Source organism: [Flexibacter] sp. ATCC 35103 (genome assembly GCF_001975985.1).
GTDB lineage: Bacteria > Bacteroidota > Bacteroidia > Flavobacteriales > Flavobacteriaceae > Flavobacterium.
In genome coordinates, this window is sequence record NZ_MTQF01000017.1 from 34,870 (window position 1) to 54,810 (window position 19,941).

Below are 19,941 nucleotides of genomic sequence, written 5' to 3' on the forward strand. Positions count from 1 at the left end.
TTTTATTTTGAATTAAAATCATCTACTTTGATTTTTTAAATAAGTGAATTTGATATTTTTTATACTAAAAAAATAGAGTATCAATAAAATAAAGTTTAAAAAAATATACCATTACTAATTTTGAATTAAAATGAACACATTATTATTGTTGAGCAATATTAATTATTTTTTTGCTCGTATTAGAGATGACTAGAATTTAAAAAACAATCATGAACCAACCAAGAAAAGAAAACTATCTAAAATGAAAAATCAATGAAAACAAAGTTCACTCAAATTTTAAAGCAGAGATATTACCTCTTGTTTTTCTTTAGTTTATTATTACAACAAACTTATGCACAACAGCAAATAACCATAACCGGAAAAGTGGCTTCTGCAACAGGAGAACCAATTCCGTTTGCTAACGTTGTGATCAAAAACACAAAAAATGGCGCCGTGTCCGATTTTGACGGGACATTTAAAATTACTGCATCTTCAGATCAAACACTTGTTTTTAGCTCACAGGGATATAAAACAACCGAAATCGCGATTAATGGCAAAACAATAGTAAACGCTTCTTTACAGGAAGATGCTAATAAACTCGATGAAATTGTAGTGGTAGGTTACGGTTCGCAGCAAAAAAAGGACCTTACAGGAGCCGTTGCGCTGGTAAAAGCCACTGAAATTCAAAAAAGACAGGTTACTACAGTTGCTGACGGACTGCAAGGTTTGGTTACCGGAGTAAAAGTTCGTGGCGGCGGACGCCCGGGACAGGAAGCCAATATCGAAATTCGTGGATTAAAGAATCTTCAAAATGCTAATCCGCTTTATGTAATTGATGGTTTGGTAACAACTGCAAATCGCGATTTTAACCCAAATGATATCGAATCTATTCAGGTTTTAAAAGATGCTTCTGCTGCCGCTATCTATGGTTCCAGAGCTGCAAATGGAGTAATTATCATTACGACCAAAAAAGGTAAAAAAGGGCCGCTGCAAGTTGAAGTTTCAGCAAAATCAAGCTTTACAGTTATGCCTCGTTATGATTTAATGGGAACCGAAGAGTTTGCAAAATATAACAATATGGCGTATGACAATGCCGGATTTACAAGACAAAATTTAAATATGGCCGTTGATACTGACTGGCAGGATGCAGTTTTTAGAACAGGAATGATACAGGATTATAATGCAAGTTTTTCCGGAGGAAACGAAAATTCGACATTTTTTATGTCTGCGAATTATTTTGGAAATGAAGGAACTGTTATTGGAACTGATTTTGACAGAATTTCATTTCGTGTAAATTCAAGCGGTACAAAAGGAATTTTTAGTATTGGAGAAAACTTAGCGATCAGTAATTCTAAAACAGATGAAATGTCTGGAAACCCAATTATTGATGTTTACAGAATGACACCAACAATTCCGCTTTATGATCCTTCTAATCCGGGCGGATACGGTTACGGAAAACAAGGTGTTGCGGATACTTTTGGAACAAACCCTTTGGCACTGGCTGATTTTTCTAATACAACAAACCAAAACTTTAGGATTAGAGGAAATATCTGGTCAGAATTAAAATTTGTGCCTTGGTTGAAATACCGTTTCAATTTTGGATATGAAACTAGTTTTGATTCTTATAAATACATGAGAAAAAAAGGAAGCTGGACATTAAATCAGCCTCAGGATCCATCTCAGACAGATCAGAATAAAGGAAGATCTGAGACCATGTTATTTGAAAATACACTGACATTCAAAAAAGAATTTGGTAAACATGATATTACTGTTTTAGTAGGTCAGACGTTCCAAAAAGATACTTACGATCAGATTTATGGAACAAAGAGAAATCTTCCAATGAATTCCGGAACAGGCCAATATTATGAGGTTTTAAATCAGGGAGATTCGCCGGTAGTTGGAGGTTTTATAAACGAAGCTGCTTTAGCATCATATTTAGGAAGGTTAGAATACAACTACGATAATCGTTATTTATTCAATGCTGTAATCAGACGTGATGGTTCATCAAAATTCAGCGATGGAAATAAATGGGGTAATTTCCCGTCACTTTCTGCAGGATGGAGAATAAACAATGAATCATTTTTTAAATCAGAATTTATTAAAGATTTAAAATTAAGAGCCAGTTATGGAGAGTTAGGTTCTGGAAATATCAGAGAGTATGAATCGAAAAGTTTCATTAATAATTTCGGACAGATTGTATTGGGTAAAGATCAAAATTTATATCCATCAGCAGCTCAGGTAAAATTATCAAATTCACAGCTGCGTTGGGAGAAATTAAAACAAACGAATTTTGGATTAGATTTAGGAGTTTTAAATAATGATCTGCGTCTTACTGCCGATTATTTTATTGCGCGTACAGAAGATGTATTGTTTGGTTTTCCAATTTTACTAACTACAGGTAATGATGGCGGAAACCCAATTTCTAATGCTGCAACTGTCGAAAACAAAGGTTTTGAATTGGAACTGGCTTACAGCAAAAAAATAAATGACTTCTCTTTTAATGCTTCTGTAAACTTCACAAAAATAAACAACAAGCTGGTTTCTTTGGGTAACGGTCAAAATGAAAATATTATTGGAAACACAATGACCCGCAGCGGACAACCGGTAGGAATGTGGTATGTACTGCAAACAGATGGTTTATTCCAGTCTCAGCAAGAAATTCAGAACTACAAAAACGCAGATGGAAAAGTGATTATGCCAAATGCTGTTCCCGGAGATATTCGTTTTAAAGATGTGAACGGTGACGGACAAATTACAAATGAAGACAAATCTGTTGTAGGAAGTCCATGGCCGGAATTTGAAATGGGACTAAACGCCGGAGCTGAATACAAAGGTTTTGATTTTTCTATGAACTGGATCGCGTCACACGGAGCGACTGTTTATAACGGATTTAGAAGTGTTGTAGATCGTTTTGACGATAACAGTAACTACAGAACAGGAATCCAGCCCTGGACACCAGAAAATCCAAATACTGATTTTCCCCGAGTTACAAAAGGTTCAACCTTAAACTCCAGAGGCGACAGCGACCGTTTCTTAGAAAGCGGTGACTTTATCAGGCTAAAATACATTGGGTTTGGATATAATCTGCCAGACAGCGTTTTAAAAAACTCAGGAATTTCAAGAGCAAGATTAACCTTATCTGCACAAAATATTCTTACGATTACAAAGTACAAAGGTTTAGACCCTGAGTTCAGTAATACCGGTGATAACAGGATTTTTGAAAGAGGTGTTGATAATGGTTCTTTTCCAAATCTTAAGACTTATTCTTTTGGTGTAGAGTTTAGCTTTTAATTTTAAAAAAACAGCGTAATGAAAAAAATAATAATAATAACAGTAGCTTTTCTGGGTCTTGTTTTTACAGCTTGTGAAAACGAATTGGATCTGAACAGCCCAAATGATATAACAGTAGATCAATATTGGAAAACTGAAAGTGATGCACAAGCCGGTGTAAACTCAATTTATGCCATGTTTTATAAAGACGGATTATGGGCAAGATGGATGTATTTTCGTTTAGACCTGACCTCTGATGAAGGTTACAGCGTAAGTCCGTGGACAGAATTAGCAGACTGGACAAGATTTAATTACATCAATTATAATTTTTGGGAAGGAAATGCCGTAACATGGAGAGATACCTACAAAGCTATTTTTAGATGTAATCAGGTTTTGGCAAACGTTCCAAATATTACTTTTCAAAATGAAGATGATAAAAAGAAAATTATAGCTCAGGCTAAATTTTTCAGAGCATTACACTACTATTATGCAGCAGTAATCTGGGAAGATATTCCATTGGTTTTAGATCCGTCTACACCGGCAGATTTACCACAGCAAAAAAAGGTGGCTGAAATCTGGGCCCAAATCGAAAAAGACCTAAACGAAGCTTATGAAGATTTACCAAAAGACTGGTCATCTGACCAAACAGGGAGACCAGATAAAGGTGCTGCAAAAGCTTTTCTTGCAAAAGCCTATATGCAGCAGCATAAATGGCCTGAAGCCAAAGTTGCTTTAGAATATTTAATTAACGGAGCAGGAGCAAAGTACAATTTAGTGTCTAACTATAGAGACAATTTTACAGATGTAAGTGAAAACAACAGCGAATCTGTTTTTGAAATCCAGTTTGGAGATCAAAGAAAAGGAGGAACTGATGAAGCTCAAAATGCAGCAGTTTCCAGCAACCGTTCTCAGTTTTTTGCACCAAGAGGAATTGGCTGGTCTGATGGACAGGCACGTTTTTGGCTGATAAATGCTTTCAAACAAGAAAAAAATAAAGATGGTAATCTGGATATTCGTTTAAGATGGACTTTATATTATCCTCAATTACTGGCTGATTTTGGAGACAAAACATACGGTAGAAACTGGGAATGGAATAATGATGAAGCATGGTTTAGAAAAGGAAGCCGTGATTACTACAGAAATAATGAAGATTATTACAACCAGGTTAATTACAGATTAGTTCGTTATGCCGATATTTTATTGCGCTATGCAGAAGTTCTAAACGAATTAGGAAATACGGCACAAGCTTATCAATACGTTGACGTAGTAAGAGCTCGTGTAGACTTAAATACATTAGCAACAGCACATCCTGAAATAGGAAACGATCATGATAAATTCTTAGAGCGTTTAAAAACAGAAAGAGTTTTAGAATTAGCCGGAGAAAGTGTTCGCTGGGAAGATTTAAAACGTTGGGGAGATTTAAATTCTCAAGCTTCGGTTGATAAAATTGCGCTTCGTGATCCTGATTTTAAAAACTTCACGGTAGGTAAAAATCATAGAATGCCAATTCCGCAAAGCGATGTAGATAATAATCCAAATCTGGAGCAGAACTCTGGATATTAAAACTGAATTTTTTGAGGGAATCAGATCTATTAGTCTGATTCCCTTATCATAAAGAACGATTGTTCATAATAACAAAATTTATAATGAGAAAAGTAAAATTGTGTCTGACATTTATGTTGGCAGGATTAGTATTGCTAAGCTGCAACAACAAAAAAAGCAATTCTGAAGAGAATAAAAATGAAACTGCCGTAATCGAAAAAAGAGAAATCTGGACAAAAGATCAGGCCAATAAATGGTATGCAGAACAGCCTTGGTTAGTAGGGGCAAATTATTATCCCAGCACAGCTATAAACCAATTAGAGATGTGGCAGGTAGATACTTTTGATCCCAAAAGAATTGATCAGGAATTGGGCTGGGCAGAAAATATAGGCATGAATGTAATGCGCGTTTACCTGCACGATTTACTGCACAAACAAGACGCAGAAGGACTTTACAAACGCATGAATCAATTTTTGGAAATTGCAGATAAACACCATATCAAAATACTTTTCGTTTTATTTGATTCCTGCTGGGATCCGTTTCCGACTTTAGGAAAACAACGTGATCCAAAACCTCATACACACAATTCAGGCTGGGTACAGAGCCCGGGACAAAAAGTGCTGCAGGATTCTACACAATATCCTCGTTTAGAGAAATATGTAAAAGAAACCGTTGCGAAATTTGCAAATGATAAACGTATTTTGGGTTGGGATGTATGGAACGAACCGGATAATATGACGGGACCATCTTATGAAAAAATCGAAATCAAAAACAAAGTCGATTTGATTTTGCCTCTTTTAAAAAATGTTTTTATCTGGGCAAGAGAAAGTAATCCTTCACAGCCATTAACCTCAGGAGTCTGGGTAGGAGACTGGAGCGATGAAGCGAAAATGAAACCAATGCATAAAATGCAGATCGAACAATCAGATGTAGTTTCTTTTCATAATTATAATACATCCGCAGATTTCGAAAAAGTAATCAAACAATTACAACGCTACGGAAAACCTTTATTGTGTACAGAATATATGGCAAGACCAAACGGAAGCACATTTGAAGGATTTTTACCAATAGCCAGAAAATACAATGTTGGAATGATCAACTGGGGTTTTGTCGACGGAAAAACACAAACCAAATATGCCTGGGACAGCTGGACTAAAAAATACGATTCAGAGCCAAAACTTTGGTTTCATGAAGTGCTTAAAAACGACGGAACACCATACATAAAAGCCGAAACAGATTTAATCAAAAAGATGACGTCTGAGACAAATAAGAAGAATTAGAAAATGTGTCAATTTGATAATTAGAAAATGTGGCTATTAGAAAATTATCACATCTAAGAAATTATCTAATTATCAAATTGACTAATTGCCACATTAAAAAAAAACAGCTTATGAAAACAGCAAAACAATTTCTTCTCTTAATAGCAATTTTGGCTGGTTTTTCTGCCAAAGCACAACAGCCAGATCCGCCGGGACAAGTTAAGGGAAATGAAAAACCTAAAAACGAAGCCTATCTTTTTGCTCACATGACGCACAATGATTACGGCAGATTGTATTATTCTGTAAGTCTTGATGGTTTACACTGGGAAAATTTGAATAACGGAAAACGTGTTTTTGAAGAATATAAAGGGCATCCTGATATTTGTAAAGGTCCTGACGAAAAATATTATATCGCAGGAAATACCGGAGATGATGCAAAAACTATCAATATTTGGGTTTCAGATGATTTAATTACCTGGAAAAAACATTCAGATTACACACCGGATTTAAAAAGCACGCCTGATTATGCGAATGCTTTACAACGAATTGGCGCTCCAAAATTATATTACGACAAAGATTCACAAAAGTTTATAATGACATGGCACACACCTCATCTTGAAGGAACAAAAGAAGATGGAGAACGATATTGGGCAAGTCAGCGAACTTTATATGTTTTGTCTAAAGATCTAAAAAGTTTCGAAGGACCGCCAAACCGTTTATTTGATTGGGATATGGGAACGATTGATGTTTTTATTCGAAAAGTAGGCGACTCTTATTACGCAGTTATTAAGGATGAAACCTACCCAACTTTGTATTGGACAACCGGAAAAACCATTAGAATAGCCAAATCAAAATCTCTTTTAGGACCTTATTCTCTGCCCCAGCAATCGATTAGTCCAAACTTTAGAGAAGCACCAATGTTAGTTCCTTCTCCAGATGATAAAATATGGTACATGTATTATGAACAATACCCCGGAGTTTCTTACGGATTATCAATTGCAGATAATCTAAACGGACCCTGGTTTCAAGCATCCGGTTATACTTTTTTCTCTGATTGGGATAAGTACAGTTTACCTGAAAAAGCACGTCACGGCTGTATGATTACAATTTCTAAAAATGAATACAACAGTTTGGTGAAAAAATTTGGGATTACTAAAAATAAATTATGAGATATAAGTTATGAATTATGAGTTTGGAATTAGGCGTTGTTAGTGTTTTTTGAGTTAATACGAAGCAGAGATTATTGTATCGGAAATAAATAATAATCCATACTAAAACCAAACTCATAATTCACAATTTAAATAAAATGGTTAGTTAAAGTGAGTGTTTGAAATTGCCAGGTCGTGTGGTATGACCTGGTAATTTATTTGATGAAGAAGAAAATGAAACAGCAATAATTTTTAAATCATTGCATAAAACAATATAGAATGAATAAGAAAACTATAATTCTGGTGGCGCTATTTTTAAGCTGTCTGGTTCATGCACAATGGAAACCACAAGGAGATAAAATCAAAACAAAATGGGCGGCAGAGGTTGATCCGAACAAAACATTACCGGAATATCCCCGTCCGATTATGGAGCGTGGCCAATGGAAAAATCTGAATGGCTTATGGAATTATGCGATTCAGGAATTTGGCAAAACGGCACCTTCAAAATATGACGGGCAAATTCTGGTTCCGTTTGCGGCTGAATCCAGCTTGTCTGGCGTGATGAAAGAAGTGGGTTCAAAAAATGAACTTTGGTATGAAACCCATTTTTCGACAGAATCAAGCTGGAACGGGAAAAATATCCTTTTGCATTTTGGAGCTGTAGACTGGAAAACGGAAGTTTTTATCAATGACATAAAAGTAGGTTCACATACTGGCGGTTATACGCCGTTTTCATTTGATATTACACCATTTATCCAAAAAGGAAAAAATCAAAAACTAGTTGTAAAAGTTTGGGATCCCTCAAACGACGGACCTCAGCCAAGAGGAAAACAAGTCAAAAAACCAGAAGGAATCTGGTACACGACAGTTACCGGAATCTGGCAGACAGTCTGGATTGAACCCGTAAACGCTAAAAACATTTCAGAACTAAAAACGACCCCAAATATCGATCAAAATACAATAAGTATTAAAGCTGATGTACATGGAGCAGAAAAAGGGGATTTAATCGAAATATCAGTTTTTGATGGAGGAAAAGAAATCGCGAAAGAAAAAGCAGTAGTGGGAGAAAGTAATGACATAGTTTTAAATAATCCTAAATTATGGTCGCCGGAAAATCCATTTTTGTATCAGACAAAAATTAGATTAATAAGTAAAAATAAAGTAGTTGATGAGGTCAAAAGTTATTTTGCCATGCGAAAGATTTCATCAAAAAGAGATGAAAACGGAATCGTGAGAATGCAGTTAAATAACAAAGATTATTTTCAGTTTGGGCCTTTAGATCAAGGTTGGTGGCCAGACGGATTATACACCGCTCCAACAGACGAAGCTTTGAAATATGATCTTATTAAAACGAAAGAATTAGGTTTTAATATGATTCGTAAACATGTAAAAGTAGAACCGGAACGCTGGTATACTCATTGCGACCAATTGGGAATTTTAGTTTGGCAGGATATGCCGAGTGGAGACGAACAGCCGATTTGGCAAAACACAAAATATTTTGACGGAACAGAATTACAGCGTTCCCCAAAATCAGAAGAAATCTACAAAAAAGAGTGGCGTGAAATTATGGATCATTTGTATTCGTATCCAAGTATTGTGGTTTGGGTTCCGTTTAACGAAGCCTGGGGACAATTTAAAACAGTCGAAATTACCGAATGGACCAAAAATCATGATCCAAGCCGCTTAACAAATTCATCAAGTGGCGGAAATCATTTTCAAACCGGAGATATTCTTGATTTACACAATTATCCGGGACCTGAAATGTATTTGTATGATGCCAGAAGAGTTACGGTTTTAGGTGAATATGGCGGAATTGGTTTACCACTCGAAGGTCATTTATGGAGAGCAAATGATAATTGGGGTTATGTTAAATTTAAAAATGAAGCTGAGGTAACTGCAGAATACATCAAATATGCTCAAGTGCTGAAAAACTACGTAAAAACAGGGTTTTCGGCAGCAGTTTATACGCAAACAACTGATGTTGAAGGTGAAGTAAACGGATTCATGACATACGACAGAAAAGTAGATAAAATGGATTTTAAAGCTATAAATAAAATCAACACAGAAGTAATCGGGGCTTTAAATCATAAATAAATACTGATTTTAACACGATGCAACTTTGTCAAAGTTTTCGATAAAAAAAGCCCAACAATAAAAAACTAAAATGAAAAAATACCTCATTCTTTTTCTGTTTACAACACTAAGTTTTGCTCAGCAAAAAACATTCACAAACCCCATTCTTCCATCAGGTGCAGACCCTTACAGTACCTATTACAAAGGCTATTATTACTACACTAATACGCTTGGAAATAAATTAGTTTTATGGAAAACAAAAGATTTATCAGATATTAAAAATGCTGAAAGCAAAGTGATTTGGACACCGCCTGAAAACACAAATTATTCGGCTGAAATATGGGCGCCTGAATTTCATATCATAAACGGAAAATGGTATTGTTATTTTGCCGCAGATAATGGCGACAACAACAATCACAGAATGTATGTTTTAGAAAATAAATCATCAGATCCTTTTAAAGGAAAGTTTGAATTTAAAGGAAAAATTGCAGCAAAAACAGATAAATGGGCAATTGATGGAAATGTTTTTGAATATAAAAAACAGCTTTACATGATTTGGGCCGGTTGGGAAGGCGATACAAACGGACAACAGAATATTTACATAGCAAGAATGAAAAATCCGCTTGAAATTGACGGCGATCGTGTTCTGATTTCATCGCCAGTAAACGATTGGGAAACCCATGGAGCATTGCATGATGATGTAAATCCTGCACAGGTAAATGTAAATGAAGGGCCTCAGTTTTTAGAAAGAAATGGTAAAATTTTCATTGTTTTTTCGGCAAGCGGATGTTGGACAGATTTCTATTCTTTAGGATTATTAACTTTTAATGGCGTTGCTGATTTATTAGAGGCATCGGCATGGACAAAATCTCCTGAACCAATTTTTAAACAATCAAATAAAAATAAGGTATATGCGCCGGGACATAATTCATTTTTTAAATCTCCTGACGGAAAAGAAGACTGGATTTTATATCATGCCAATTCAAATCCGGGAGAAGGTTGCGGTAACAAAAGATCACCAAGAATGCAAAAAGTCAATTGGGATGCAAATGGATTTCCAGTTTTAGGGGAACCTGTGAGTGAAGAAACCAAATTGGCAATTCCTTCAAAATAATACGAACATTTAAAATTTATAAAATGAAAAATATTCAAATTGCTGCGGTTGTTTTAATGGCACTTTTTCAATTTAATTGTAAAGACAATAAAAAGGAAAATAATGTTGTAAAAGAAACGGTTGAAATAAAAACAGATTCAGTTAAAACGGTTTTAGAAACTAAAAATTTCGATACCATAATCGATGGTAAAAAAGTCAATTTATACTGGATAGAAAATAAAGAAATTAAAGCTGCTTTTACTAATTATGGCGGAAGATTAATTGGACTTTGGGTTAAGGATAAAAACGGAAAACCCACTGATGTTGTAGTTGGAATGAACAGTGTAAAAGAATTTAAAACTTCTACTGAACCTTATTTTGGAGCCACAATAGGAAGAGTTGGAAACCGAATTGGAAAAGGAAGGTTTACATTAGAAGGAAAACAATATCAGGTACCATTAAATAATGGGAAAAATGCCTTGCACGGTGGTGTAAAAGGTTTTCAGGATGTAGTTTGGAATGCCGAAAAAGCAAGCGAAAGCAGTTTAGCTTTTACTTATGTTTCGCCAGATAAAGAACAAGGTTTTCCTGGAAATTTGACTGTAAAAGTAACGTATACGGTTACAGATGACAATTCGGTAAAAATGGAATACGAAGCGACAACAGATAAAACGACGATTGTTAATTTAACAAACCATGCTTTTTTTAATTTAAACAGAGAAGGAAGCGGTACCATTTTAAATCACGAATTGCAGATTTATGCAAATGAATTTACTCCTGTTGATGAAGGTTTAATTCCGACTGGTGAATTAAGACCGGTAAAAAACACCCCTTTTGATTTTACTTCAAAACATACTATTGGCGAAAGAATCGAAACAAAAGAGGAGCAGTTAAAATTTGGAAAAGGCTATGACCATAATTATGTTTTAAACGGAACAAAGAAAAACGGATTAAATCATGCGGCGACTATTTCCGGAGATAAATCAGGAATTATTTTAGATGTTTTTACAGAAGAGCCGGGATTGCAATTTTACAGCGGTAATTTCATGCAGTCAAAAAATACTTTTAAATCGGGTTCAAAAGACGATTTCAGAACGGCATTTGCACTAGAAACACAACATTTTCCAGACGCACCAAATCAGCTAAAATTTGCACCAATTGTTTTAAAGCCGGGAGAAAAGTATCATACGGTTTCTTATTATCAGTTTTCTGTGAAAAAGTAGTTTAATCGCAAAAGGCGGTTTTAGCAAGAGCGCAAAAATAATTTTCTGCTCAAAGAAATACTTAACGCTCTTTGCGATTGAGATGGATCAATTTTAAATCATCAAAAAATGAAAAAAATACTAACCCTAATAACATCACTGTGCATTTTCTCAGCCTGTTCGCAGGAAAAAAATGCAGACAAACCAAAAGAAGTAAAATCGAATTCAATTTTACTGGCTGATCCAACGATTTTTTATAATAAAGGAACCTATTATTTGTACGGAACCACAACAGGAGATACTCCAAATGGCGAAGGTTTTCAGGTTTATATTTCATCAGATTTAAAAGACTGGAAAGGTCCAGTTGGTGCACAAAATGGTCTTGCCCTAAAAAAAGGGGATGCTTTTGGAGACAAAGGCTTTTGGGCACCCCAGATTCTTTCGTATCAAAACAAATTTTACATGATTTATACGGCGAATGAAAATATTGCGATTGCAATGAGCGACAGTCCGCTTGGACCATTTAAAAATGAATCAAAAGAACCAATTATAAAAACCGGAAACCAAATTGATCCGTTTGTTTTTCTTGATGATGATGGAAAAAAATATTTGTATCATGTTCGATTAACCAACGGTAACAGGATTTTTGTCGCAGAAATCAACGACGATCTTCAAAGTATAAAATCGGAAACCTTAACCGAATGTATTTCCGGAACTTTACCTTGGGAAAATACGCAAAATGTAAGCTGGCCAGTTACAGAAGGTCCCACTGTTTTAAAACACAATGGTTTATATTACCTGATTTATTCTGCAAATGATTTCAGAAATTTAGATTATGCTGTAGGTTATGCCACTAGTAAAAGTCCGCTTGGACCTTGGGAAAAATCAAAAGACAGTCCGATCATTAGTAGAAAAAATACCAAACAAAACGGAATAGGTCATGGCGATGTTTTTTTGGATAAAAACAATAAAATGCATTATGTCTTACATACCCACTTTAGTGAAAGTGCTGTTTCTCCAAGAAAAGCTGCGATTATTGATGTTGAATTTGTTGGTAATGAATTAAAAGCAATAAATGATAGTTTTAACTTTTTAAAAAATTAAAGGAATAAAATTAGTAGTTTTTAACGATCAAATTTGATTATATATGTTGTACTGAATAGTTTCTTTTTAATAGGGTCATCTATTTGATTATAGCCAATTATAACTATAGGTTTTGTGACTAAAAATAGTTTTACTAAATAAACCTGAGTAGGAGGGATTTCTATTTATAAATATAAAAAACGGGTATAAAATAAAAAAACCTGCATATCATTTGATTTGCAGGTTTTGCTTTTTTCCAGGCTTATTGTAAAAGTTGTTTTCTTTCGTTTTACGCCTTCAGCGGAGAAAGAGGGATTCGAACCCCCGGACCTGTTACAGTCAACAGTTTTCAAGACTGCCGCATTCGACCGCTCTGCCATTTCTCCAGTATGTTGCGATCATTTTGTGATTGCGAGTGCAAATATAAGACGCTTTTTCGGTTCTCAAAACTTTTTCGGGAACTATTTATAAAGAAAATAATATAATAAAAAAGAAAAACCCTCAACGATTGTTGAGGGTTTAAATACTGGCGGAGAAAGAGGGATTCGAACCCCCGGACCTGTTACAGTCAACAGTTTTCAAGACTGCCGCATTCGACCGCTCTGCCATTTCTCCAGTATGTCGCGATCATTTTGTGATTGCGAGTGCAAATATAGTGCGCTTTTCCGATTATAAAAACTTTTTTAGCGATTTTTTTAACTTAATTTTTAAGTGTCTAATTATCAGTATTCCCGAAAATCATTTTTTTTCAAAAATTAATCCAAATCATCTAAAATTGGTGTTGGTTTTTTGTTTTCATCAACCGCAACAAACGAAAAAGTTCCTGAAACTACCGTTTCGCGAAGCTCAGAATACATTTGTTCCATAAAAATATCAACATGAATTTTACAGCTGGTTCTTCCAACGCTATCTACTTTTGCTACTAATTCGATTAATGTACCGGCCGGAATCGCTTTTTTAAAGTCAATTTGGCCAGTCGATATTGTAACTACTTTTTTACGGCTAAAACGTGTGGCACAAATAAATGCAACTTCGTCCATAAGATGAAGCGCGGTTCCGCCAAATAACGTGTCATAATGGTTTGTAGTACTCGGAAAAACGGCTTTAAATATGTGCGTCTCAGATTTTACAATTCTTTCTTCTAATGTTCCCATATGTTAGTAGCTTACGTATTCTGTAATCTCAAGTCCATATCCAATCATTCCAACACGTTTTGTTTGTTCTGTATTTGATACTAATCTGATTTTAGAGATATCAATGTCATGTAAAATTTGAGCTCCAATTCCGTAATCTTTACTGTCTATAATTACTTTTGGTGCTTTCATTGTACCTTCTGCCTGCAATGTTTTAAGTTCGGCAATTCTGTTTAGTAAGTTTACAGCTGTCATATCCTGATTTATGAATAATACGGCACCTTTTCCGTTTTCATTAATAACCTTAAACATATCGTCTAATTGCTGCTCGGCATTATTAGTCAAAGTGCCTAACAAATCATTATTTACCTGCGAAGAGTTAATTCTTGTTAAGATTGGTTCTCCAAGATTCCATGTTCCTTTTGTTAAAGCAATATGAATTTGTTTATTTGTCGTTTGTTCGTAAGCTCTTAATCTAAAAGTTCCAAAACGGGTTTCGATATCAAAATCTTCTTTTTTAACAATCAGGCTATCGTGCTGCATTCTGTAAGCAACTAAATCTTCGATAGAAACTAATTTTAAATTAAATTTCTTAGCTACTTTTACCAATTCAGGCAAACGTGACATCGTTCCGTCTTCATTTAAAATTTCGCAGATAACACCTGCTGATTTAAATCCTGCTAATCTCGCGAAATCAATAGCGGCTTCTGTATGGCCGGTTCTTCTTAAAACACCTCCTTGCTTGGCTACTAAAGGAAAAATATGTCCTGGCCTTGCTAATTCATGAGGTTTGATATTAGAATCTGTCAATGCTAAAACAGTTTTAGATCTGTCTGCGGCAGAAATTCCTGTAGTTACACCATGTCCTTTTAAATCAACCGAAACTGTAAAAGCAGTTTCCATATGATCAGTATTGTTGGTAACCATTGGTTTTAGATCTAATTCCTTGCAACGGCTTTCAGTTAAAGGAGCGCAAATCAATCCACGTCCGTGAGTAGCCATAAAATTGATCATTTCAGGTGTTACTTTTTCGGCTGCAGCCAAAAAATCACCTTCGTTCTCACGATCTTCATCATCGACTACAATGATTACTTTACCTTGACGAATATCTTCTATAGCTTCTTCAATGGTATTCAGTTGTATTTTTGTTGTTGACATAATTATTTTTGATTTTGAGCAGGGAAAAACCGCTCTGAAATTTTTTGAAACAGTTGTGATATTGGAGTAGTAATGGCGTCAAAGTTGATTAATCCATTATCGTTTGTCGCACGATATGTTAATAATACAGCCAGTGGCAACAATATAAATGAGGACATCCATGAACCCATAAACGGAGTCATACCGCCTTCTTGCGAAACTCTTTTTCCAAAAGTATTGATAAAGTGGAAAGTAATAAAAATTAAAACAGCGAAGACAATTGGCAAACCAAGTCCGCCTTTTCGAATAATAGCGCCTAATGGAGCGCCAATAAAAAACATTAAAAAGCATGCAAAAGCAATTACAAACTTTTCATATAAAGCAGTTAGATGTTTGTTTATTTCGCGTTGTTTATCTTTTAAATCTTTTTGAGTCGTTTCAATCGAATAAATGTTACTGGTCACATTGCCGGTAGCCATTTTCAGGATATCTGATTTTTGCTTATTCGTGTAAAGAGATAAAAGATTGTCAGGAAGTACCTTTTTCTTCTTATCTGATTTTATAACAACAGGAGATTTTCTAATTCCAACACGCTGGTTGATGTTTTCTGAAAAGGATATAATCTCATTATCCAGGTTTTTATTCAATGAATCTAAAGTATAACGCAATTCGTTAACATTTAGCATTGCATTTGTACCGTTTATATTTTCTTTGTCTTCGTCGGTTTTGTTTAATTCAGATAAGTCAATATTGATGATTTGCTTTTTAAAAGAAGATTTTACAAAAGGTAATTTTGCACGATCTTCATATTTTTTTGGAGTAACATCCTGATAATAATACCCATCGTTTAAAACAAGTTTTAAAATGCTGGACTTTTCATTACTCATTAATACCCCGTCTTTTGCCTTAATAACTGTTTTGTTTTCGCCAACGTTATTGGGTTTTTCGTGAATAGTAACTCCGGTTAAAATATTTCCGTTTTCACCTGATTTTTTATTTACCTTAATATTATAAAAACCAACATCATTAAATTGCCCTTCAGCAATTGCCATTGCAGGTTTTGCCTGAGCGATATTTTTTCTGAAATTGATAAACTTGTATTCAGCGTATGGAATCACGTTATTCGCAAACCAAAACGCTACAATGCTTAAAACGAAGATAAAAATTATCAAAACCCGCATCGCTCTCTGAAGTGATATCCCGGAAGATTTCATGGCGGCGAATTCATAATTCTCGGCCAAATTTCCAAATGTCATAATAGAAGCCAGTAAAACCGATAATGGTAATACCAACGGAATTATTCGGGGCATTGAGAATAAAAGAAATTTTATAACCAATAGCAAATCAAGGTCTTTACCTGCAAGTTCAGAGATAAAAAGCCATACGGTTTGAAGTATGAATATAAAAAAAAGGATTACAAATACCGTAGTAAATGTAATCAGAAATGTTTTTAGTAAGTATTTGTCTAAAATTTTCAACCTTAATTAGTCTAATTTGTTGATGTAGTATTTTGGGTATTTGCTCGCTACAAAGGTAAATTGATTTTTTGATAAAGGCTGATTGGTTTTAAAAGAATTAACGGTTAAAGTGGTTTTTGTTCCATTTTTACCAGTTTCAATTAAATTGTAGATGTGTTTTGTCTGAACATCAATACCTAAAAGAATTTCTTTTCTTTGATCTTTTGCACTGGTTGGGGCTAATTTTATGTATTGAATTTTTCTTCCTTTTACATTTTGCACAATATCCATGTTGTATTTATAACCGGAATTAAAAAAAGTAAGCATTTTTGATGGTGTAATTGCATTGTCATCTTTTTCGTTTACTTTAGATACGGTCACTTCTTCGTCTTCAGGGTTGATTGTGTAAGTTTTTTGCCCGTCGAACATTTTAGTAACGCCCATAAAATTCAATACATATTGATTTCCTTTCATGGTTACATTTCCTTTGCTGTCCTGATTTATATTTTCTTTAGCATTGTTCAAAGAATATTTAAAATCAATAACAATATTGTCGTAGCTCTTTATTTTACTAGTCACTTCGTTCAATAAATCTTTGGCTTTTTTATCCTGAGCCTGAATAGAAGTGAAGCTCAAAAGCAATATAGCGGCTATTTGAAAGCACTTTTTAGTCATCTTAGTAATAGAATTGTTTTGGATTTCCTGAATTTTTGTTTTCATGATTGGATTAATTTTGTTCATTATTAAAAAATTGATCAAGAGCACTTAAATCAGATATGTTTACGCTTCTTGCTTTACTGCCTTCAAACGGTCCAACAATTCCTGCTGCTTCCAGCTGATCGATCAAACGACCGGCCCTGTTGTAACCCAATTTTAATTTTCTTTGCAATAATGAAGCTGAACCTTGTTGTGCATTGACAATAATCTCAGCAGCTTCTCTAAATAAGGTATCTCTTTCAGAAATATCCATATCAAGATTAATGCCAGTTTCTTCTCCAACAAACTCCGGAAGCAAATATGCTGTGGCATATGCTTTTTGGGAACCAATAAAATCCGTAATTTTTTCGACCTCGGGAGTGTCAATAAAGGCACATTGTACACGTACCACATCATTTCCGTTGGTATATAATAAATCTCCACGACCAATTAACTGATCAGCTCCTTGTGTATCAAGAATCGTTCTCGAGTCAATTTTTGAGGTTACTCTAAAAGCAATTCTGGCAGGGAAATTCGCCTTAATCAAACCTGTAATAACGTTAACAGATGGTCTTTGTGTTGCAATAATCAAGTGAATACCAATTGCACGCGCTAATTGAGCCAAACGCGCAATAGGAATTTCTACCTCTTTTCCGGCAGTCATAATCAAATCGGCAAACTCATCGACAACTAATATAATATAAGGAAGAAAACGATGTCCTGCTTCAGGATTTAATTTTCTCGCTTTAAATTTATCATTGTATTCTTTGATATTACGAACCATCGCATCTTTCAATAATGAATAACGATTGTCCATTTCAGTACAAAGTGAGTTCAAAGTATTGACTACTTTTGCATTATCAGTAATAATAGCGTCTCCCGCATCTGGAAGTTTGGCTAAATAATGTCTTTCTATTTTATTAAATAATGTTAACTCTACTTTTTTCGGATCAACCAAAACAAATTTCACCTCGGCTGGATGTTTTTTGTATAAAAGTGAAGTTAAAACAGCATTCAGTCCAACAGATTTTCCTTGTCCGGTAGCTCCTGCCATCAATAAGTGAGGCATTTTGGCTAAATCGACAACAAATGTTTCGTTCGAAATTGTTTTTCCTAATGCAATTGGCAACTCCATTTCAGCTTCCTGAAATTTCGCAGATCCAATAACGCTTTTCATAGAAACCATTGTTGGGTTCTTGTTTGGAACCTCAATACCAATTGTTCCTTTTCCTGGAATTGGCGCAATAATACGAATTCCTAAAGCAGATAATGAAAGCGCAATATCATCTTCTAAACTTTTAATTTTAGAGATTCTGATTCCTGCTTCCGGTACAATCTCGTATAAAGTTACAGATGGTCCAACGGTTGCTTTAATCTGTGCAATTTCTATTTTGTAGTTGCGAAGTGTATCTACAATTTTATTTTTATTTTCTTCTAATTCTTCCTGATTAATGGTAATTCCGCCAGTCGAATATTCTTTTAATAAATCGATGGTTGGAAATTTATAATTCGATAAATCCAGCGTTGGATCAAATAATCCAAAATCAGCTACAAGGCGTGAAGCCAGGTTTTCTTCTATAATATCTTCTTCCTCGGCTTTTTCGATAACAAATTCTTCCGTGTGGACGACAGGAGTAACTATCGTTGGTTTTATATCCATTTGAACTGGTTTTACAACCGGATTCAAATCTATTTCAGACGAGTGATTTATAGTAGGTTTTAAAGCTTCTTTGTTGATTTCGAATTGAGTATCGTTAGATTTTAAGTGAATGTTATCCAATTCAGGATCTTCTTCGATCGCAAATTCTTCCAGATTATAAGCACTTTCTGCCTGAGGTTTTAGAGAACCCAATTCAGATTTGAATTCTTTTTTGGTAGAATCAAAATAAGATTGAATTTTCTCCGGCGATAATTTTATTTTAAAGATCAAATAGATGATTAATCCAAAAAGCAATACTAGTAAAGTACCTGTTTTTCCAATATAATCCTGCAGGAATAAATTTAGTTCATATCCAATTGTTCCGCCTAATTCTGGTGCAGATGTTGCGAAAAACCCAAATAAAACAGAAATAATGATTATGGCAAATAAATCCCAGAACCAAATACCTTTTAATTTTTTGGTTGAGAGTTCTAATGCTAAAAACATTCCGGTTAGAAAAAATAATCGAACTAATACAAAAGAGGCAATTCCGAAACCTTTATATACAATAAGATCGGCAAGAAAGGCACCGAATTTCCCGAGCCAGTTTTGCACTACTTCAGAGCGATCGCCAAGCTGGCTCACCGCACTTTGATCTGTTTGCCATTGTCCGTTGACATAAAAAGAAATAAATGCAACTAATAATGCGATAGAAAATAGTACCAAAAGGCAACCCAAAACAAAGCGTTGTTGTTTGTTGGGTCTCCAAGATTTCAGAATCTCGGTTTTTGGTGCGTTTTTTTTGTCTACAGTTTCTTTTTTTGTTGATTTTGCCATTCTTGCGTTCCTGTTGCCTATATAAATTTTGGGATATAAATGATCAAGCCTATTGCTATTGCTGTCATTGCGGCAAAAAATACCGCTCCTGCAGCAATATCTTTAATAAATCCGATGCGTTTGCTGTAATCTGGATGAATAAAATCAGCTATTTTTTCAACAGCTGTATTTAATCCCTCAACAGCTAAAACCAAACCGATTACCATTGTCTGACAAAGCCATTCGGTTTGTGAAATATGAAAATAGAACCCTGCAATGGTCATAAAAATCCCTAAGGAAAATTGAACCATAATGCTGTGTTCTGTTCTTATAAGTTTTACAGCACCATTAAAAGCATATGTCATACTTTTTAATCGACCTGTAACAAAAGTATTATCTTTTTGAAACTCCATT

Annotated in this window: 14 protein-coding genes and 2 tRNA genes; 8 read left to right on the plus strand and 8 right to left on the minus strand. The window is 34.7% G+C overall.

The features are described from left to right. Positions 1–252: 252 nt before the first annotated feature. The 8 genes from BXU01_RS22935 (at position 253) to BXU01_RS22970 (ending at position 12,670) form a co-directional block, all read left to right on the plus strand. On the plus strand, positions 253–3,270 hold the full coding sequence (locus tag BXU01_RS22935; protein ID WP_083696062.1) for a TonB-dependent receptor: 3,018 nt from the start codon (positions 253–255) through the stop codon (positions 3,268–3,270). 18 nt (positions 3,271–3,288) lie between these two features. Next, positions 3,289–4,812 (plus strand): RagB/SusD family nutrient uptake outer membrane protein, encoded by a 1,524-nt coding sequence (locus BXU01_RS22940; protein WP_083696065.1) that lies wholly within the window; start codon positions 3,289–3,291, stop codon positions 4,810–4,812. Between the two features lie 83 nt (positions 4,813–4,895). Next, positions 4,896–6,071 (plus strand): cellulase family glycosylhydrolase, encoded by a 1,176-nt coding sequence (locus BXU01_RS22945; RefSeq protein WP_083696068.1) that lies wholly within the window; start codon positions 4,896–4,898, stop codon positions 6,069–6,071. 110 nt (positions 6,072–6,181) lie between these two features. Further along, a complete protein-coding gene (locus tag BXU01_RS22950; protein ID WP_083696070.1) occupies positions 6,182–7,219 on the plus strand; it encodes a glycoside hydrolase family 43 protein in 1,038 nt (345 codons plus the stop codon). Between the two features lie 258 nt (positions 7,220–7,477). Further along, positions 7,478–9,292, plus strand: a complete 1,815-nt coding sequence (locus tag BXU01_RS22955) for a glycoside hydrolase family 2 protein (protein ID WP_083696072.1) — start codon at positions 7,478–7,480, stop codon at positions 9,290–9,292. A 70-nt stretch (positions 9,293–9,362) separates the two neighbouring features. Then, complete coding sequence (locus BXU01_RS22960; RefSeq protein ID WP_083696074.1) at positions 9,363–10,385, plus strand: family 43 glycosylhydrolase; 1,023 nt, start codon at positions 9,363–9,365, stop codon at positions 10,383–10,385. Positions 10,386–10,408: 23 nt separating this feature from the next. Further along, positions 10,409–11,587, plus strand: a complete 1,179-nt coding sequence (locus BXU01_RS22965) for an aldose epimerase family protein (protein ID WP_083696076.1) — start codon at positions 10,409–10,411, stop codon at positions 11,585–11,587. A 108-nt stretch (positions 11,588–11,695) separates the two neighbouring features. Then, positions 11,696–12,670: a glycoside hydrolase family 43 protein gene (locus BXU01_RS22970; protein ID WP_083696078.1), complete on the plus strand. Its 975-nt coding sequence runs from the start codon at positions 11,696–11,698 to the stop codon at positions 12,668–12,670. A 280-nt stretch (positions 12,671–12,950) separates the two neighbouring features. Here BXU01_RS22970 and BXU01_RS22975 read toward each other — a convergent pair. The 8 genes from BXU01_RS22975 to BXU01_RS23010 all read right to left on the minus strand — a co-directional run bounded on the left by BXU01_RS22975 (position 12,951) and on the right by BXU01_RS23010 (position 19,940). Further along, a tRNA-Ser gene (locus BXU01_RS22975) sits at positions 12,951–13,035 on the minus strand. A gap of 141 nt (positions 13,036–13,176) precedes the next feature. Beyond that, positions 13,177–13,264 (minus strand) — tRNA-Ser (locus BXU01_RS22980). 140 nt (positions 13,265–13,404) lie between these two features. Then, positions 13,405–13,803 carry an acyl-CoA thioesterase gene (locus BXU01_RS22985; protein WP_056249405.1) on the minus strand — a complete coding sequence of 133 codons (399 nt, stop codon included), beginning with the start codon at positions 13,801–13,803 and terminating at the stop codon, positions 13,405–13,407. Between the two features lie 3 nt (positions 13,804–13,806). Next, entirely contained in the window at positions 13,807–14,940 is a 1,134-nt protein-coding gene (ribB, locus tag BXU01_RS22990) for a 3,4-dihydroxy-2-butanone-4-phosphate synthase (RefSeq protein WP_083696081.1), read from the minus strand. 2 nt (positions 14,941–14,942) lie between these two features. Then, complete coding sequence (locus BXU01_RS22995) at positions 14,943–16,397, minus strand: LptF/LptG family permease (protein ID WP_083696083.1); 1,455 nt, start codon at positions 16,395–16,397, stop codon at positions 14,943–14,945. A 6-nt stretch (positions 16,398–16,403) separates the two neighbouring features. Then, positions 16,404–17,096, minus strand: coding sequence for an outer membrane lipoprotein carrier protein LolA (locus tag BXU01_RS23000; protein WP_165689827.1), 693 nt, complete (start codon positions 17,094–17,096; stop codon positions 16,404–16,406). A 7-nt stretch (positions 17,097–17,103) separates the two neighbouring features. Next, positions 17,104–19,548, minus strand: coding sequence for a DNA translocase FtsK (locus BXU01_RS23005; protein ID WP_083696085.1), 2,445 nt, complete (start codon positions 19,546–19,548; stop codon positions 17,104–17,106). A gap of 17 nt (positions 19,549–19,565) precedes the next feature. After that, the gene (locus BXU01_RS23010) at positions 19,566–19,940 is read right to left on the minus strand and encodes a diacylglycerol kinase (RefSeq protein ID WP_083696087.1); all 375 of its coding nucleotides are present in this window, start codon (positions 19,938–19,940) and stop codon (positions 19,566–19,568) included. Position 19,941: the final 1 nt, after the last annotated feature.

What these genes read in the sequence shown, in the direction of transcription:
- BXU01_RS22935 (WP_083696062.1), top strand. Translation starts at nt 253, where the DNA reads ATGAAAACAAAGTTCACTCAAATTTTAAAGCAGAGATATTACCTCTTG.
- BXU01_RS22940 (WP_083696065.1), top strand. Translation starts at nt 3,289, where the DNA reads ATGAAAAAAATAATAATAATAACAGTAGCTTTTCTGGGTCTTGTTTTT.
- BXU01_RS22945 (WP_083696068.1), top strand. Translation starts at nt 4,896, where the DNA reads ATGAGAAAAGTAAAATTGTGTCTGACATTTATGTTGGCAGGATTAGTA.
- BXU01_RS22950 (WP_083696070.1), top strand. Translation starts at nt 6,182, where the DNA reads ATGAAAACAGCAAAACAATTTCTTCTCTTAATAGCAATTTTGGCTGGT.
- BXU01_RS22955 (WP_083696072.1), top strand. Translation starts at nt 7,478, where the DNA reads ATGAATAAGAAAACTATAATTCTGGTGGCGCTATTTTTAAGCTGTCTG.
- BXU01_RS22960 (WP_083696074.1), top strand. Translation starts at nt 9,363, where the DNA reads ATGAAAAAATACCTCATTCTTTTTCTGTTTACAACACTAAGTTTTGCT.
- BXU01_RS22965 (WP_083696076.1), top strand. Translation starts at nt 10,409, where the DNA reads ATGAAAAATATTCAAATTGCTGCGGTTGTTTTAATGGCACTTTTTCAA.
- BXU01_RS22970 (WP_083696078.1), top strand. Translation starts at nt 11,696, where the DNA reads ATGAAAAAAATACTAACCCTAATAACATCACTGTGCATTTTCTCAGCC.
- BXU01_RS22985 (WP_056249405.1), bottom strand. Translation starts at nt 13,803, where the DNA reads ATGGGAACATTAGAAGAAAGAATTGTAAAATCTGAGACGCACATATTT.
- ribB (WP_083696081.1), bottom strand. Translation starts at nt 14,940, where the DNA reads ATGTCAACAACAAAAATACAACTGAATACCATTGAAGAAGCTATAGAA.
- BXU01_RS23000 (WP_165689827.1), bottom strand. Translation starts at nt 17,096, where the DNA reads ATGAAAACAAAAATTCAGGAAATCCAAAACAATTCTATTACTAAGATG.
- BXU01_RS23005 (WP_083696085.1), bottom strand. Translation starts at nt 19,548, where the DNA reads ATGGCAAAATCAACAAAAAAAGAAACTGTAGACAAAAAAAACGCACCA.
- BXU01_RS23010 (WP_083696087.1), bottom strand. Translation starts at nt 19,940, where the DNA reads ATGGAGTTTCAAAAAGATAATACTTTTGTTACAGGTCGATTAAAAAGT.